The 15,178-nt window shown below is 34.0% G+C and carries 18 protein-coding genes; 13 read left to right on the top strand and 5 right to left on the bottom strand.

All coding sequences use genetic code 11. The features are described from left to right. Nucleotides 1-4: 4 nt before the first annotated feature. A complete protein-coding gene (locus tag IPM51_02430) occupies nt 5-304 on the bottom strand; it encodes a hypothetical protein (protein ID MBK9283158.1) in 300 nt (99 codons plus the stop codon). A gap of 181 nt (nt 305-485) precedes the next feature. Further along, a complete protein-coding gene (locus IPM51_02425) occupies nt 486-1,151 on the bottom strand; it encodes a protein-L-isoaspartate(D-aspartate) O-methyltransferase (GenBank protein ID MBK9283157.1) in 666 nt (221 codons plus the stop codon). Nucleotides 1,152-1,293: 142 nt separating this feature from the next. Here IPM51_02425 and IPM51_02420 point away from each other — a divergent pair, with 142 nt between their 5' ends. Genes IPM51_02420 through IPM51_02395 form a run of 6 tightly spaced genes read left to right on the top strand, consistent with a single transcriptional unit; the run spans nt 1,294 to nt 6,122 of the window. Then, nucleotides 1,294-2,043 carry a Gfo/Idh/MocA family oxidoreductase gene (locus IPM51_02420; protein ID MBK9283156.1) on the top strand — a complete coding sequence of 250 codons (750 nt, stop codon included), beginning with the start codon at nt 1,294-1,296 and terminating at the stop codon, nt 2,041-2,043. A gap of 13 nt (nt 2,044-2,056) precedes the next feature. Further along, the gene (locus tag IPM51_02415; protein ID MBK9283155.1) at nt 2,057-2,257 is read left to right on the top strand and encodes a hypothetical protein; all 201 of its coding nucleotides are present in this window, start codon (nt 2,057-2,059) and stop codon (nt 2,255-2,257) included. Between the two features lie 58 nt (nt 2,258-2,315). Next, the gene (locus IPM51_02410; GenBank protein MBK9283154.1) at nt 2,316-3,164 is read left to right on the top strand and encodes a hypothetical protein; all 849 of its coding nucleotides are present in this window, start codon (nt 2,316-2,318) and stop codon (nt 3,162-3,164) included. Further along, nucleotides 3,165-4,586: a sugar transferase gene (locus IPM51_02405; GenBank protein ID MBK9283153.1), complete on the top strand. Its 1,422-nt coding sequence runs from the start codon at nt 3,165-3,167 to the stop codon at nt 4,584-4,586. A gap of 39 nt (nt 4,587-4,625) precedes the next feature. Beyond that, nucleotides 4,626-5,474 carry a UbiA family prenyltransferase gene (locus IPM51_02400; protein ID MBK9283152.1) on the top strand — a complete coding sequence of 283 codons (849 nt, stop codon included), beginning with the start codon at nt 4,626-4,628 and terminating at the stop codon, nt 5,472-5,474. 6 nt (nt 5,475-5,480) lie between these two features. Beyond that, nucleotides 5,481-6,122 carry a YdcF family protein gene (locus IPM51_02395; protein MBK9283151.1) on the top strand — a complete coding sequence of 214 codons (642 nt, stop codon included), beginning with the start codon at nt 5,481-5,483 and terminating at the stop codon, nt 6,120-6,122. 1 nt (nt 6,123) lies between these two features. Here the strand turns inward: IPM51_02395 and IPM51_02390 are convergent, their stop codons facing one another. Both IPM51_02390 and IPM51_02385 read right to left on the bottom strand, forming a co-directional pair. Then, entirely contained in the window at nt 6,124-6,630 is a 507-nt protein-coding gene (locus IPM51_02390) for a hypothetical protein (GenBank protein MBK9283150.1), read from the bottom strand. Further along, complete coding sequence (locus tag IPM51_02385; GenBank protein ID MBK9283149.1) at nt 6,630-7,637, bottom strand: bifunctional oligoribonuclease/PAP phosphatase NrnA; 1,008 nt, start codon at nt 7,635-7,637, stop codon at nt 6,630-6,632. The genes IPM51_02390 and IPM51_02385 overlap by 1 nt, the downstream gene beginning before the upstream one ends. A gap of 116 nt (nt 7,638-7,753) precedes the next feature. Here IPM51_02385 and IPM51_02380 point away from each other — a divergent pair, with 116 nt between their 5' ends. The 5 genes from IPM51_02380 to IPM51_02360 all read left to right on the top strand — a co-directional run bounded on the left by IPM51_02380 (nt 7,754) and on the right by IPM51_02360 (nt 11,902). Further along, entirely contained in the window at nt 7,754-7,951 is a 198-nt protein-coding gene (locus tag IPM51_02380) for a 30S ribosomal protein S21 (protein ID MBK9283148.1), read from the top strand. A gap of 80 nt (nt 7,952-8,031) precedes the next feature. Further along, nucleotides 8,032-8,925: a tyrosine-type recombinase/integrase gene (locus IPM51_02375; GenBank protein MBK9283147.1), complete on the top strand. Its 894-nt coding sequence runs from the start codon at nt 8,032-8,034 to the stop codon at nt 8,923-8,925. 28 nt (nt 8,926-8,953) lie between these two features. Further along, nucleotides 8,954-9,256, top strand: a complete 303-nt coding sequence (gene raiA / locus IPM51_02370) for a ribosome-associated translation inhibitor RaiA (protein MBK9283146.1) — start codon at nt 8,954-8,956, stop codon at nt 9,254-9,256. Between the two features lie 139 nt (nt 9,257-9,395). Then, on the top strand, nt 9,396-11,486 hold the full coding sequence (locus tag IPM51_02365; protein MBK9283145.1) for a dihydrofolate reductase: 2,091 nt from the start codon (nt 9,396-9,398) through the stop codon (nt 11,484-11,486). Nucleotides 11,487-11,542: 56 nt separating this feature from the next. Next, nucleotides 11,543-11,902, top strand: a complete 360-nt coding sequence (locus tag IPM51_02360) for a hypothetical protein (GenBank protein ID MBK9283144.1) — start codon at nt 11,543-11,545, stop codon at nt 11,900-11,902. Here the strand turns inward: IPM51_02360 and mtaB are convergent. After that, entirely contained in the window at nt 11,899-13,239 is a 1,341-nt protein-coding gene (gene mtaB, locus IPM51_02355) for a tRNA (N(6)-L-threonylcarbamoyladenosine(37)-C(2))-methylthiotransferase MtaB (GenBank protein ID MBK9283143.1), read from the bottom strand. The two genes, IPM51_02360 and mtaB, sit on opposite strands and share 4 nt — an antisense overlap. A 110-nt stretch (nt 13,240-13,349) precedes the next feature. Here mtaB and purB point away from each other — a divergent pair, with 110 nt between their 5' ends. After that, nucleotides 13,350-14,705, top strand: a complete 1,356-nt coding sequence (gene purB, locus IPM51_02350; protein MBK9283142.1) for an adenylosuccinate lyase — start codon at nt 13,350-13,352, stop codon at nt 14,703-14,705. Beyond that, complete coding sequence (locus tag IPM51_02345; protein ID MBK9283141.1) at nt 14,705-15,163, top strand: hypothetical protein; 459 nt, start codon at nt 14,705-14,707, stop codon at nt 15,161-15,163. The genes purB and IPM51_02345 overlap by 1 nt, the downstream gene beginning before the upstream one ends. The last annotated feature ends 15 nt before the right edge of the window (nt 15,164-15,178 follow it).

The following is a 15,178-nucleotide window of genomic DNA, read 5'->3' as shown; positions in this document are numbered from 1 at the left end:
AATATTATTTGTTTGATTTATTATCCTGTACAATTGCATTTTCAAATCTCCATATTTCGTAACGTAATAAACGAACCTTAGCAGTGTCATTTATATTTTCGCGAATTTGGTTTTTGATATTTTCTATTTTAAACGCTTTTTTGTTATTTAATTCTTCTTCAGAATTAAATACAACAGGCGTTGGATTTTCCGGTTTTAATCCGGTGAAAATATCGTCCTGAATTTTTTGTTGATTTTTTTTCTCTGATTGAGAATAGGCACTCATGGATAACACCAGTAATGCCGGAAATAATATTTTTTTCATTGGTAGATTTAGTAAAGTAAATATATTTAAACGGCGCTCAACTTTTACAACCTTTTCCGTTGGTTAAATTTAACCTCGGCTCAATCCCTATTTTTAGCCCATGGAAGTTGATAAAATTTATTACTAATTCGTTTTAGATTAGTACGAATTTTAAATTTCCGATTATAGAGTCGTTTTTAGTTTACACTTTGTTTCCGGCTTTATGTTGTAACAATGGAACAAATTTGAATTTGCCCATCACCTTTCGATCAAACTCCTTTTCGGAAGTTTTCTTCAACCAAATCATTTCCTGTGATTCTCCTTCTCCAATGGGAATAAGCATAATTCCGCCTACTTTTAATTGTTCTAATAAATCATTTGGAATATAGGGTGCGCCTGCAGTAACTATAATTTTATCAAATGGCGCAAACTGGGGCATTCCTTTATATCCATCTCCATAAACTAACTTGGCTGTTCTATATCCGATATGAGGTAAAAACACCTTGGTTTTATCAAACAAATTCTTTTGTCGTTCTATACTAAATACTTTAGCTTTCATTTCCAATAATACTGCTGTTTGATAACCACAACCTGTACCAATTTCAAGTACTTTTTCGCCGGGCTGTATATTCAGTTGTTGTGTTTGAAAAGCAACGGTATACGGATGTGAGATGGTTTGACCCGCTCCAATTGGCAAGGCTTTATCGCTATACGCGTGATCTATTAAAGCCGGAATGGAAGAGGATTGATTAAATGTGGAAGGGTCAAAAAATAAATGTCTGGGAATTTTTTCTATGGCCCTTAATACATTTTCATTATTAATGCCCTTGGTTTTAAGCTGTTCTACCAAACGCTTTCGCTTCCCCATCAATAAATACTCCACTTCTTTCGTTACCTGATAGAACATAAATTTTCTTTTTACAAAAGTAGAAGTTCTAAACACACCTTATTTGATATTTAGATTGAATTGCTAACAGTTTTTTTTTAAGAAAAAGATAGCTTTGTGATACATGAATCGAATTGGTCTTGTTGGTTTGGGTTATCTGGGTAAAATTCACCTGAAAATATTATTGGAAGATGATGCGTGGCAACTTGCCGGAGTTTATGATATCAATAAACGATTGTGTTTAGAATTAGCCGATCAATATCAAATTAAAGCTTTTGACTCTTATGCAGAAATGCTTGAGCATTGTGATGCTATCGACATTGTAACACCCAGCAATACCCATTTTGAAATTGCTGAAAAAGCTATTATCCATGGCAAACATGTTTTTATTGAAAAACCGGTAACTTCAGATGTAAAAGATGCTAAAACTTTAAGAGATCTGGCCACAGAAGCTTCGGTTTGCGTGCAAGTGGGACATGTAGAGCGATTCAATCCCGCGTTTATTGCAGCTCTTCCATATCTTTCAAATCCAAAATACATCGAAATACATCGTCTCGCTCAATATAACCCTAGAGGAACTGATGTTTCCGTAGTTCTTGATTTAATGTCACACGACCTGGATTTGATCCTTAATATTGTACATGCTAATGTTAAAAAAATACAGGCAATTGGCTCAAGGGTTATTAGTCAATCAGCTGATTTGGTGAATGCCAGAATTGAATTTGATAATGGCTGCGTGGCTAATATTACTACAAACCGAATTGCATTAAAAAATGTACGTAAGTTTCGCGTATTTACTGATAAATACCTCGTTAGCATAAATTTACTGGACAAATCAACCTACATTGTAAAAAATTCAGGACGCAGGCAATAACCCACAAAATATTGTGCTTGATCCGGGTAACGGTAATCCAAAAAAAGAAATAGTTTTTGAACATCCTATAATTTTACCAACAAACGCAATAAAAGAAGAATTGCGTGCGTTTCATAATAGTGTAAGTCTGAATAAAAGTGCCACCGTGAGTATAGATGATTCTATACTTGTGATGAGTATTGCTTCTGAAATAGAAGAATTTATCAAAGACTAAAACAAAGAAAGTAACCTATTTTTTTTAATTTTGCAGGCCTTTTCAGTAGGTTGTTTAAATGAAAAATTTGATTGGAATATTATTTGCCCTAAGTGTTTTAATAACCGCATGCAAAAAATACGCCCCGGCACCCGAGGCATTCTTTATCAAACCTGCTTATGTAAATGTTATTCCCTCCTCTCCTTCCACGCAGGGCTCAGGTAGTAGTAAAATCACAGATTTATTTCTGTATGTGAATGGTAAGTATCAAGGCGCTTATGAGTCCGGTAATTTATTACCCATTGTTAGCAACGGTGAAAAAGCCGAACTCACCTTATTTGCCGGAATTAAAAACAACGGAATAAGTGAAACAACCATTACCTGGTTATTTTACAATCAAATAAAAATTGATACGATAGTAGAAAGCGGAAAAACCATTAACCGCGGCTTTACATTCAACTACAACCCTGCGGTTAATTTTGTTTGGATGGAGAACTTTGACGGTGCAGGTGTTAGTTTAATCAAATCAGCACCTACCAGTACTGTAACTACACTAAACCTTATTAATTCGGGAGAAAGTTTTGAGAACAAATCGGCCATGTTTGAATTACAGTCCAACATTTCATTGGGTCAATTTGAAACAGCCATTGACTACGCTCTTCCTTTGGGAAATTCCAATATTTATCTAGAGTTAAATTATAAATGTGATGTAGAATTAGAAGTGGGAGTTACCGATGGTGTAACTCTAAAAAATGCAATCACCTTAAACCCTAAAAGCGAATGGAATAAAATTTACATACAAATTGCTGAAGCAGTAAATAGACAGCCGGCACCGGCAACACAAAAAATTTACTTCCGTGCATTAAACCCCAACCAACTGAATGCGGCGCGCGTATGGTTAGATAATATAAAACTGATAACGCTATAAATGAATCAAAGATTAAGAACCATATATTATTTGATCTCAGATTTTTTAGCATCAGCATTAGCATGGACCATTTTTTACTATTATCGAAAAACACAAATCGATCCTTTAAAAACCGGAGATTTTAATCAGAAAATATTCGACGATAATTATTACCTAAGTATAATTTTAATTCCTTTAGCTTGGGTTTTGGCCTATTATCTCACAGGCGCCTACAGCAATGTTTTACGCCGTTCAAGAATAAATGAGTTTGTTCAAAGCTTTACCTCTTCCTTAATTGGTGTTACTGTTTTATTCTTTGTGTTGTTGCTCGATGATCAAGTGGCCAGATATATTTTATATTATAAAATGTATTTCGTTTTATTCTGCACACATTTTTTAATCACTTCTGTTTTCCGTCTTATTCTTTCCAGTTATACCAACAAACAAATTCACCACAGAAAATTTGGATTCAATACCCTTATTATTGGCAGTAATGAACGAGCACTTAAAATGTTCAGAGAAGTGAATGCACTAAAATATGGCATCGGCAATAACTTTTCGGGGTTTGTGCATATTGAAGGGAAAAATGGATATTCAGACACGTTAAAAGCGGAGCTTCCGCATTTAGGCGAATATCATGAAATAAAAGAAATAATTGAGAAAAACCAAATTGAAGAAGTAATTATTGCACTAGAAAGCTGGGAACACGAATACATAAAAAATATTGTAAATGATTTAAGCGATTTAGGCGTTATCATTAAAATTATTCCCGATATCTATGACATCTTAAGCGGTCATGTAAAGATGAATGCGATTTTAGGTACGCCACTAATAGAAATTAAAAATCAAATTATTCCGGTTTGGCAAATTTCCGTGAAACGATTTATTGATGTGAGTCTTTCATTAATCGCATTAATCGCATTCAGCTGGTTGTATTTTATACTTGCTTTACTTGTCAAATTAACTTCAAAAGGTTCCGTTTTTTTCAAGCAAGAAAGAATTGGCATACACGGCAAACCATTTTACATTTATAAATTTAGAACAATGTATACCGATGCGGAAAAAAGCGGACCTGCACTTTCCAGTCAAAATGATCCACGCGTTACTCCGTTTGGAAGGTTTCTTAGAAAAGTACGATTAGATGAATTACCCCAATTTTATAATGTATTAATTGGCGATATGAGTATTGTTGGTCCAAGACCCGAACGAAGCTATTACATTGAACAAATTGTAAAAAAAGCGCCGCATTATAAACACTTACAAAAAATCAGACCGGGTATAACGAGTTGGGGACAGGTAAAATACGGATATGCAGAAAACGTTGATCAAATGATTGACCGATTAAAATTTGATATTTTATATGTTGAAAACATGAGCTTATTATTGGATTTCAAAATTTTAGTTCACACCATTCTTATCGTATTGCAAGGACGAGGAAAATAAAATGTTATAGTTTTTTGTAACTTTACCCCTCTGCAAACTATTCTCAAATATTTTTCATTAGTTAAGTTCAGCCATACTATTTTTGCTTTGCCATTTGCAATTTTCGGATTCATTTTAGCAACACAATCTAACCGCGCACAATTTGATATAACAAAATTAGTATTAGTAATCTTGTGTATGATATTTGCCCGAAGTGCTGCAATGGCTTTTAATCGATTGGTTGACCATTCCTTTGATGCAAAAAATCCGAGAACTGCAATACGAGAAATTCCTGCCGGACAAATTTCGGTAACAGCTGCAATTGTTTTTGTTATTTTAAACGCTGCAGGTTTTATGATTGTCTCCTTTTTTATTAATAAATTATGTTTCTATTTAGCTCCTGTTGCACTATTAGTGATATTGGGCTATAGCTATACCAAAAGATTTACCCCGCTGTGTCACCTTGTACTTGGGTTGGGCTTAGCGCTTGCGCCAATTGGAGCCTATCTGGCGATCACAGAAGAATTCGCCTTAACACCCGTTTTAATTGGAATTGTAGTATTGTTTTGGGTGAGTGGTTTTGACATCATTTATTCATTACAAGATGAAGAATTTGATAAAGAAAATAAGCTACTATCTATACCTGTTTTGCTTGGTAAAAAAAATGCTCTTCTGCTATCGCGTTTATTACATGTTATCTCTGCTATTTTTATTATTCTTATTTTTTTTATTGGCCCATTTTCATGGCTCTATATAACAGGTGCCGGAATTTTTATTTTTCTTTTAATCTATCAACACACTATCATTAGTCATAATAACCTCAGTAAAATTAATTTAGCGTTTTTTACAACTAACGGTTTTGGGAGCATACTTTTTTCATTGTTTGCCTGTTGTGATTTACTTTTTTAAAAATAAATGAAACTTTTATCCTTTATATTGAAATGGACAATCAGGCTTTCAGTGCCGATTTTAATATTTGGAGTGATTTGTAATAGTTGGATAAGCCGGGAAAATAAAGAAATGCTTTTTAGTGAAACCGATTCTATTCCGTTTTGTTATGCGGCTATTTTACCCGGAACATCACGCTATTTAGAAGGTGGTGCACAAAATCTGTATTTCACTTATCGTATTCACGCTGCCGGAAAATTATTCCTATCCGGAAAAATAAAAAAAATAATTTTAAGCGGGGATAATAGAATGCACGATTATAATGAACCCCGTGAAATGAAAAAAGCACTGCGCAAAATGGGTGTACCCGATTCATGTTTAATTCCAGATTACGCCGGATTGAGAACTTTTGACAGCATGGTTAGGTGCAAAGATGTTTTTGGGCAAGACAGTGTGATTGTGATTTCTCAGCAATTTCAAAATGAAAGAGCGCTATTTATAGCCAATCGTATTCAATTAATTGCATTTGGGTATAATGCACAAGATGTTACCACCCAAAAAACCTGGAAAATGAAAATACGCGAATTTTTTTCAAGAATGAAATGTGTATTGGACTTATATGTTTTTGATACGAAGCCCAAACATCTTGGCGATAAGATTTTGATTTAAATTATTGCTTTTTTATCATTTTCAAGTACCGAACACACTCTTCCAACACGGCAATTAGTTCCTTGTTCGATGATGCAATTATTAAATCCAGTTCTCCAAATGTATCATTGCTTCCACATCTTAATCCGGCATGAATTGAAGCACACAAATTTGAAGTGAACGTGTTGTCACTCGGATTTACACAAACTAGCACATCGTAATTTTTTGCTTTTAATTTTTCGAACAATTCCTTTTTAGGTAATCCAAATATACTTTTTTGCTTTTTCGTGATACAGCTCCAATCGGAAAAAGTAGGTTCCGATTTATTTGTTTCTACAAGATAAACTGAAAAATATTTATTTAACTGTGCGAAAAAAGCATCCAGTTTACTCTTATTAATAGTTGTATGAACATCAATAATAAAAGCTATTGATTTAACCGAATCCCAATTCGTATAAGGAACTGATTCCTTTTTTTTATTTTTCGCAATTAAACGCTTAGTAAAAAAACGAGCAATAAAATCAAACATTATAAATTGTTAGATTTAACCAATTGAACAAATTCCGATACAGTATCGTTAAGTGATTTCAAACTCTTTCCGCCGGCCGCATTAATGTGACCGCCACCGTTAAAATACTTACGTGCAAATTTATTTACATCTATTTTACCTTTGCTTCTAAAACTTATTTTAATGTATCCGTCTTGTTTAGATTCATTAAAAAATGCACAAACTTTTATGCCCTTTATGGAAAAGGGATAATTAACCAATCCTTCTGTATCTCCTTTTTTATAACCAAATTTATTCAATTCCTGTTCGGTTAATGAAATATAAGCGATAGGTAATCCCTCTATCACTTTCATTTTCTCACTAATTGCAAAACCAACTAATTTCATTCTACCTTCGCTATAGGTATCGTAAACCTCTGAATGTATCAGATTTGGCTGAATACCGGTTTTCAATAATTCAGATACGATTAAATGTGTATTGGAATTAACACTCGAATAACGGAAAGATCCGGTATCAGTCATTAACCCCGTGTATAAACATGCTGCAATTTTTTTATCAATTAATTTTTTTCCTTTAAGTCCTACTATTAAATCATAAATCAATTCGCAGGTGCTGCAAGCTTTTACATCATGGAAATAATATTGAGCATAAGTATCCGGTTGTTGATGATGATCAATTAAAGCCATCGGAATTTTAAGGGTGGATAATATTTTACCCAAATTTTCCAGTCGACCGAGCGTGTTAAAATCCAGGGTAAAAATTAATTTGCATTGCTTTAAAAGTTTGGTGGCTTTTACTTCATTATCCTGAAAAACGATTACCTTATTATTGCCCGGCAACCATTTTAAAAAATCGGGGTACGAATTGGGAACAATGACATGCACTTTTTTACCAATCTTATTTAAATAGTGAAAAAGGGCTAAACTGCTACCTATGGCGTCACCATCTGGACTCCAATGAGTTACAATCCCAATAACCTCACTTTTTTGAATTACCTGCTTAAATTTACCAAAAGAGTCCTTTTTCATAGTCGGAGCCTCAAATTTAGCCATTTTAAGCCCTTTATTTACATAATTAAAGCTATATTTTTTAATAACTAAAGATCTTTTACTACATTTGCCCCTCTAAATTTTAAATTTAAAAAATGCTAATTGTTCAGATTAAAGAAGGTGATTCAATAGAGAAAGCCTTAAAGAAGTACAAAAAGAAGTTTGAAAAAACCGGAGTTGTTAAGCAATTACGTGAACGCCAAAAATTTACTAAACCATCGGTACGTTTGCGTGAAACGAAAATTAAAGCCGTTTACAAGCAAAAGTTACAGATAGGTGCTATTGAAAAATAGTTAATCTGTTAATTCTTTCTAAAGGATATTGCAATCCTAACCTTGAATTCTTAATTTAGGTTAGGATTTTTTTATTACTGATGTTTGATATAGAGCGAGAGAATTTTTCAAAATATTTAAAGTTAAGGCGCAGAGCAAGCGATCATACGGTAAACGGCTATGCTATCGATTTAAAACAGTTTTCTGACTTCATCCATACACAGGATTCAGGTATTGCGGTTTCAGAAATCAATCATCATCATATCCGGCATTTTATGTCAGGTTTAATAGAATTAGGAAATACCCCCGAAACCGTAAACCGAAAATTAAGCACCTTAAAATCCTTTTTCAAATTTTTATTGAAAAACGAAAGCGTTAAAATAAATCCGGCTTCATTAATAAGCGGACCAAAAAAATCTCAAAAAATTCCCGTTTTCATTGATGAAAAACAAACCCAAACTTTGTTTAACGAATTAGCGTTTAATAACGATTTTGAAGGAGTGAGAGATAAATTGTTAATGGATACCCTATATCAAACCGGCATAAGAAGAGCCGAACTCATCAATTTAAAAATTGAAGATATAGATCTGTATAATTTGCAATTGAAGGTATTGGGAAAGCGAAATAAATTAAGGATAATACCCTTTAGCCTGGCCTTTAAACGAAACCTGGAAGAATACCTGCACGTAAAAGAAAGTGAAGGCTTTGGCAACCCGCATTTATTTGTTACCAAAAAAAATAAAGCGCTTAGCACAAATCAAATAACAGGTATAGTGAAAAAAGTATTATCGCATGTAAGTACAATTGATAAAAAAAGTCCGCATGTTTTACGTCACACATTCGCCACCCATTTATTGAATAACGGAGCTGATATTAATGCAGTGAAAGAATTATTGGGACACGCTAATCTTTCAGCCACTCAAATTTATACGCACAACACCATTGATAAACTAAAGAAAACACATAAACAAGCTCACCCTAGGTCGGGTGAGTAATTAATAAAAGAAAAAGGAGGAATAAATTATGACAATCAACATTCAATCAGTGCACTTTGATGCAGACAAAAAACTAATCGAGTTTATTAATGAAAAAGTAAGTAAAGTTTCTACTTTTTATGACGGAATCATTAACAGCGAAATCATACTCAAATTGGAAAAAAATGAGAATTCGGCCAACAAAATTGCAGAAATAAAAATGCTGGGCAAGGGGCATGAATTTTTCTCAAAAAAACAATGCGCCAGCTTTGAAGAAGCAACCGATTTAGCTGTAGAGGCTATCAAATCACAGGTCATTAAACACAAAGAAAAAAGCAAAGCAGTAAAGTAATTTAACTGCCCCATTCAAAAAGCCGCGTTAATCGCGGTTTTTTTGTTTTATCAGCTAAAATCCCCCAATTTACCCGTTCAATTTTCTTGCCATTGTTTTAAATATTACGTATTCTTGCGATGCAAAAAAATCAAATCCTATGAATAACATTGTAAAACTTTTAGCTATTGTATTTTTATTAAATGCCTGCTCATCTTCTCAAAACGAATTAGAAGCATTAAAGGCAAATTTGAAAAAGGACAGTGTTGTAACAAGTCCGGTTGAAGAAACTTTTGTTTATGAAGCCGATAAATTTGCAGATTTAAGAGTTTTGCGTTATGAAGTAAAAGATTTTGATAAACTTCCTTTACAGATTAAAACCTTACTTTATTATTTATACGAAGCAGCATTATCGGGAAGAGATATTATTTATGATCAGAATTACAAATACAATTTAACCATTCGCCGCACATTGGAAGTTATTTTGAATAACACGAAAAACGAAGAAAAGAATACGGAATACGATAACTTTTTAGTGTACGCGAAAAGATTTTTCTTTAGTAATGGCATTCACCATCACTACAGCATGGATAAATTTACACCGGATTGCAGTCAAGAATATTTTGCAAAATTGATAAATGCGGTTGATGAAAGTGCGCTGCCCTTAATTAATGGTTTAAAAAAAGAAGAATTCAGCAAATTCATTTTGGATATAATCTATAACCCGGAACTTGCTGCCAAAAAAGTGAGTTTGGATTCTGATAAGGATTTAATTCTTAATTCAGCGGTTAATATGTATGAAGGGGTTACTCAAAAAGAAGTAACAGACTTTTACGCCGCAATGATTGATAAATCCAAAAAAGAAAATCCAAGCTATGGCTTAAACAGCAAAGTGGTAAAAGAAAACGGTAAAGTAGTAGAGAAAAAATACATGTTGGGCGGTATGTATAACAATGCCATTGAAAAAATTATTTACTGGTTAGAAAAAGCAACCGAAGTTGCAGAAAATGAAAATCAAAAAGATGCCTTGATAAAATTAATCCGTTTTTACCGAAGCGGTAGATTGGAAGACTTTGACGATTACAATATTGCCTGGGTAAAAGATACAGAAAGTTCGGTGGATGTAGTAAACGGATTTATTGAAGTGTATAATGATCCCTTAGGAAGAAAAGGTTCATTTGAATCGGTTGTTTCTGTTAAAGATTTTGAAGCCAGTAAACGTATTGCTACTATTGGAGCCAACGCACAATGGTTTGAAGATAATTCTTCTATTCTTCCACAACATAAAAAGAAAGATGTAAAAGGAATTTCCGCTAAAGTAATTAATGCCGTTGTTGAAAGTGGTGATGCGGCTCCAAGTACGCCCATAGGTATAAACCTGCCAAACAGCGAATGGATTCGTGAAGTGCACGGAAGTAAATCGGTTAACTTAGGAAATATTGTAGAAGCGTATGATATGGCAGCCGGTGGAAGTGTAGTGAATGAATTTTATTACAACGATCAAATTAAAAAACGTGTTTTGGAATGTGCTTCTTTAGCGGATAAATTACACACCGATATGCATGAGGTAATCGGACATGCCAGCGGACAAGCCGAAGCCGGAGTTGGTGCTTCACACGAAACATTAAAAAATTATGCCAGTGCATTAGAAGAAGGTAGAGCTGATTTAGTTGCGCTTTATTATTTGCACGATCCTAAATTAATTGAATTAGGGGTTATGCCTTCGTTAGACTACGGTAAAGCGGCCTACGATGAGTATATTACCAAAGGCTTAATTGTTCAGCTTTCGCGCATTAAACCCGGAAAAGATATTGAAGAAGCTCACATGAGAAACCGACAAATGGTTGCAGCCTGGGTGTACGAAAAAGGAAAAAAAGAAAATGTAATTGAAAAGAAAAACGAAAACGGAAAAACTTATTTTGTAATAAACGATTACGATAAACTACGGGTTTTATTTGGTGATTTGTTACGCGAAATTCAACGCGTTAAATCACAAGGCGATTATAAAGCCGGTAAAAATCTCATTGAAAACTATGGTGTAAAAGTAGATCAGGCTTTACATAAAGAAGTGATGGAAAGATATTCTTCCTTACAAATGGCCCCATACCAGGGATTTATTCAGCCTAAATTAACTCCGGTTACCAATGCCGAAGGAAAAATTACTGACGTAAAAATTGCCTACCCAACCAGTTTCATTGGGCAGATGTTGGAGTTAGGCGCTTATTATAGTTTATTGCCGCACATAAACTAATTATCCTTTTTGGAAATTTCATTTTCAAGTTCTAACTTCAAATTAGAATTAGAAATATGGCTTCAAAAATTTGTCCGGAATGCGGTGAAAATATTGTAGGCAGAACTGATAAAAAATTCTGCAGTGATATTTGTCGCAATTCATTTAATAACAGGCTAAATAGCGATGGAAATAATTACGTACGCAATGTAAATAACATTTTAAGACGCAATCGAAGGGTATTGGAAAGCACAATCAAAAACGAATCTAAAATTACTGTGCCTAAACAAAAAGTTGTGGATAAAGGATTTAACTTTCAATACTACACCAACCAATTAACTACCCGAAATAATCACGTTTACCATTATGTTTATGAATACGGTTATATGTTATTAGATAACGGTATGATGTTGATTGTGAAAAGAAAAAATGATTAAACGCGCGCTAAGAGATTCGCTTTCATAATGGCATCCGCATCAAACTCACCCACTACAATTTTCTGTTCGGTATTTATGAGTTGATCATCAAAAGGAACTTTAACACGCACGTAGTTATCCGTAAATCCCGAAATCCATCCGTCTTTATTTTCGCTTTCAAACAAAACACTTTTTTCTTTGCCCATATTCTCAGCGTAAAACTTCATTAGCTTTTTGGTAGATAAACTTCTCAAAATTTTATTTCTCCTTTTTCTTTCAGCTATCGGTACTACGCCCGCCATTAAAATGGCTTCCGTATTATCGCGTTCACTATACGTAAAAACATGTAAATAAGAAATTGGGAGCTCAGCTAAAAAATCAAAAGTTTCCTGAAATAATTCTTCCGTTTCTCCCGGAAATCCCACAATAACATCCACTCCAATACAGCAATCGGGCATCAATTCTTTTATTTTGTTTACTCTGTCAACATACAATTCTCTTAAATACCTTCTCTTCATTTTTTTCAGCAATTCATTACTTCCGCTTTGCAGGGGTATGTGAAAATGCGGAACAAATTTTTTAGAATTGGCAACAAAACTGATTATTTCATCTTTCAATAAATTGGGCTCTATGGAAGAAATCCGAAAACGATTAATACCCTCCACTTCATCCAAGTCCTGAATCAAATCTAAAAATGTGTATTCTTTCCGTTTCTTTTTCTCCTCATCCAAAAAACGGCCATAACCAAAATCGCCAATATTAACACCGGTAAGTACAATTTCTTTAACCCCGCTTTGCGCTATTTTTTTTGCATTGGCCACTACGTTTTCGATGGTATCACTTCGGCTTTTTCCGCGGGCAAGCGGTATGGTACAAAAGGTACAAGTATAATCACAACCATCTTGTACTTTTAAAAAAGTGCGTGTGCGGTCGCCGGCGCTATAGGCATCCACAAAAAAATCCGCTTCATTAATATCACAGTTCATCACCTGAGCCTGTGTGTTTTTAGCATTAATATTGATGTAGTTTAAGAGCTTAAATTTTTCGGTTGCACCCAAAACTATATCAACTCCTTCGATTTTTGCTATTTCTTCCGGTTTTAGCTGTGCATAACAACCTACTATGGCAACAATAGCGTTGGCATTATTTTTTAAGGCCGATCTCACAATTGTTTTACATTCTTTATCGGCATTTTCGGTTACCGAACAAGTATTTATTACATATACATCTGCCGGCTCATCAAATTTTTTTTTGGTAAAACCTTGCTCCATAAACATTCGGCCAATAGCTGAAGTTTCTGAAAAATTCAACTTACAACCCAACGTATGAAATGCAACCGATTTACCCTTAAAATCCATGGATTTCAAAGATACGGATATTCTCTTTTGCCACTCCCTAAAGGCTGTTAAAACCCCCACAGAATCTTAAAATAATCACATTTTTACAGTACATTTGTGCTTTGTTACCTATGCAATTAAATCCACTAACCGCCATTTCGCCCTTAGACGGGAGATATAGAAAAACCACTGCAAACTTAGCTGAATATTTTTCTGAATTCGGCTTAATGAAATACCGTGTTTTGGTGGAAGTAGAATATTTTATTTTTTTAGCCAAACAAAAGTTACCTCAGTTCCCACCCCTTAAAGCTGCGCAGGAAAATGCTTTAAGAAATATTTATAAAAATTTTAGTGAGCAAAATGCCTTACAAATAAAGGAAACTGAAAAAATAACCAATCATGATGTTAAGGCGGTAGAATATTTTCTGAAAGAAAAACTAAAAGCGCTGAAACTTTCAAAATTTAATGAATTTGTACATTTTGGCTTAACTTCTCAGGACATCAATAACACCGGTATTCCTTTATCACTAAAAGAGGGAAGTGAGAAAATTATTGTTCCAAAAATAAGTGAAATTATTTTGCATTTGAGTAAACAAGCTAAGGAGTGGAAAGACGTTTCTATGCTTGCCCGCACCCACGGACAGCCCGCCTCCCCTACCCGACTTGGAAAAGAAATTTATGTATTCTCTCATCGTTTACAAATTCAATTAAAGCAATTAAATGCCGTTCCGTTTTCCGCCAAATTTGGTGGAGCAACCGGAAATTTAAATGCACATTATGTAGCTTATCCGAAAAAGAATTGGAATGATTTCGCCAATGATTTTGTAAATAAAATATTAAAATTAAATCGTTCTTTGTTTACCACACAAATTGAACATTACGATAATATTGCAGCGTATTGTGATGCCTTAAAACGAATTAATGTTATTATGCTTGATTTGTGTAGAGATTTGTGGACCTACATCAGCATGGATTATTTCAAACAAAAATTAAAAGCCGGTGAAATAGGTTCTTCGGCCATGCCACATAAAGTAAATCCCATTGATTTTGAAAATGCAGAAGGAAATTTAGGTATAGCAAATGCCTTATTAGAACATTTAGCGGCCAAATTACCGGTTTCCAGATTACAAAGAGATTTAACCGATAGTACCGTTTTAAGAAACCTGGGCTCGCCCCTCGCTCATTCATTAATTGCTTACGAAAGTATATTAAAAGGATTAAATAAATTGATTTTAAATCAAGAAGCATTAAATACCGATTTGGAAAATAATTGGGCCGTTGTTGCTGAAGCCATTCAAACTATTTTAAGAAGAGAATCCTATCCAAAACCTTATGAAGCGTTAAAAGAATTAACTCGAAAAAATGAAAAAATTACCCGCCAAACACTTCACGCTTTTATTGAAAAATTAAATGTTTCGGCCGCTATTAAAACCGAACTGAAAAAAATTACACCGCATAATTACACCGGTAAAAACGCATCATTTTAATGGGAAGAGTTTGGATATATATTATCAGTAAAAACTTAACAGATTCAGAATTACAAAGCTTACAACAAGCCGGCCAAAATTTTGTTTCGAAATGGACTGCCCACGATTTACAACTCCATGCATCTTTTGAAATTTTTAAAAAACGAATAATCATTGTAAAAGTGAATGAAAGCCTGCAGTCGGCCAGCGGTTGCAGCACCGATAAATTATCGCGTTTTATTAAAGATTGTGAATCGCTGTTTAACATAGAACTTTACAACAGATTATTAGTTGCCGTTAAAAATAACGAAGAGGTACAGGTTATTCATTCCTCACAAATACCTGAATTATTATCCAAAGAAATTATAAATAATGAAACCCTCGTTTACAACACTTCGGCGGCTGACTGGGAGCAATTAAATAATTGGGAGCAAAAAATTTCCGATACTTGGTTAAAAAAATACCTAATTAACAAATAGCTCCAATCTTTGTAA

This window comes from Sphingobacteriaceae bacterium, from assembly GCA_016715905.1.
Taxonomy (GTDB): domain Bacteria; phylum Bacteroidota; class Bacteroidia; order B-17B0; family Aurantibacillaceae; genus Aurantibacillus.
This window is presented reverse-complemented; position numbering and strand designations above follow the sequence as displayed.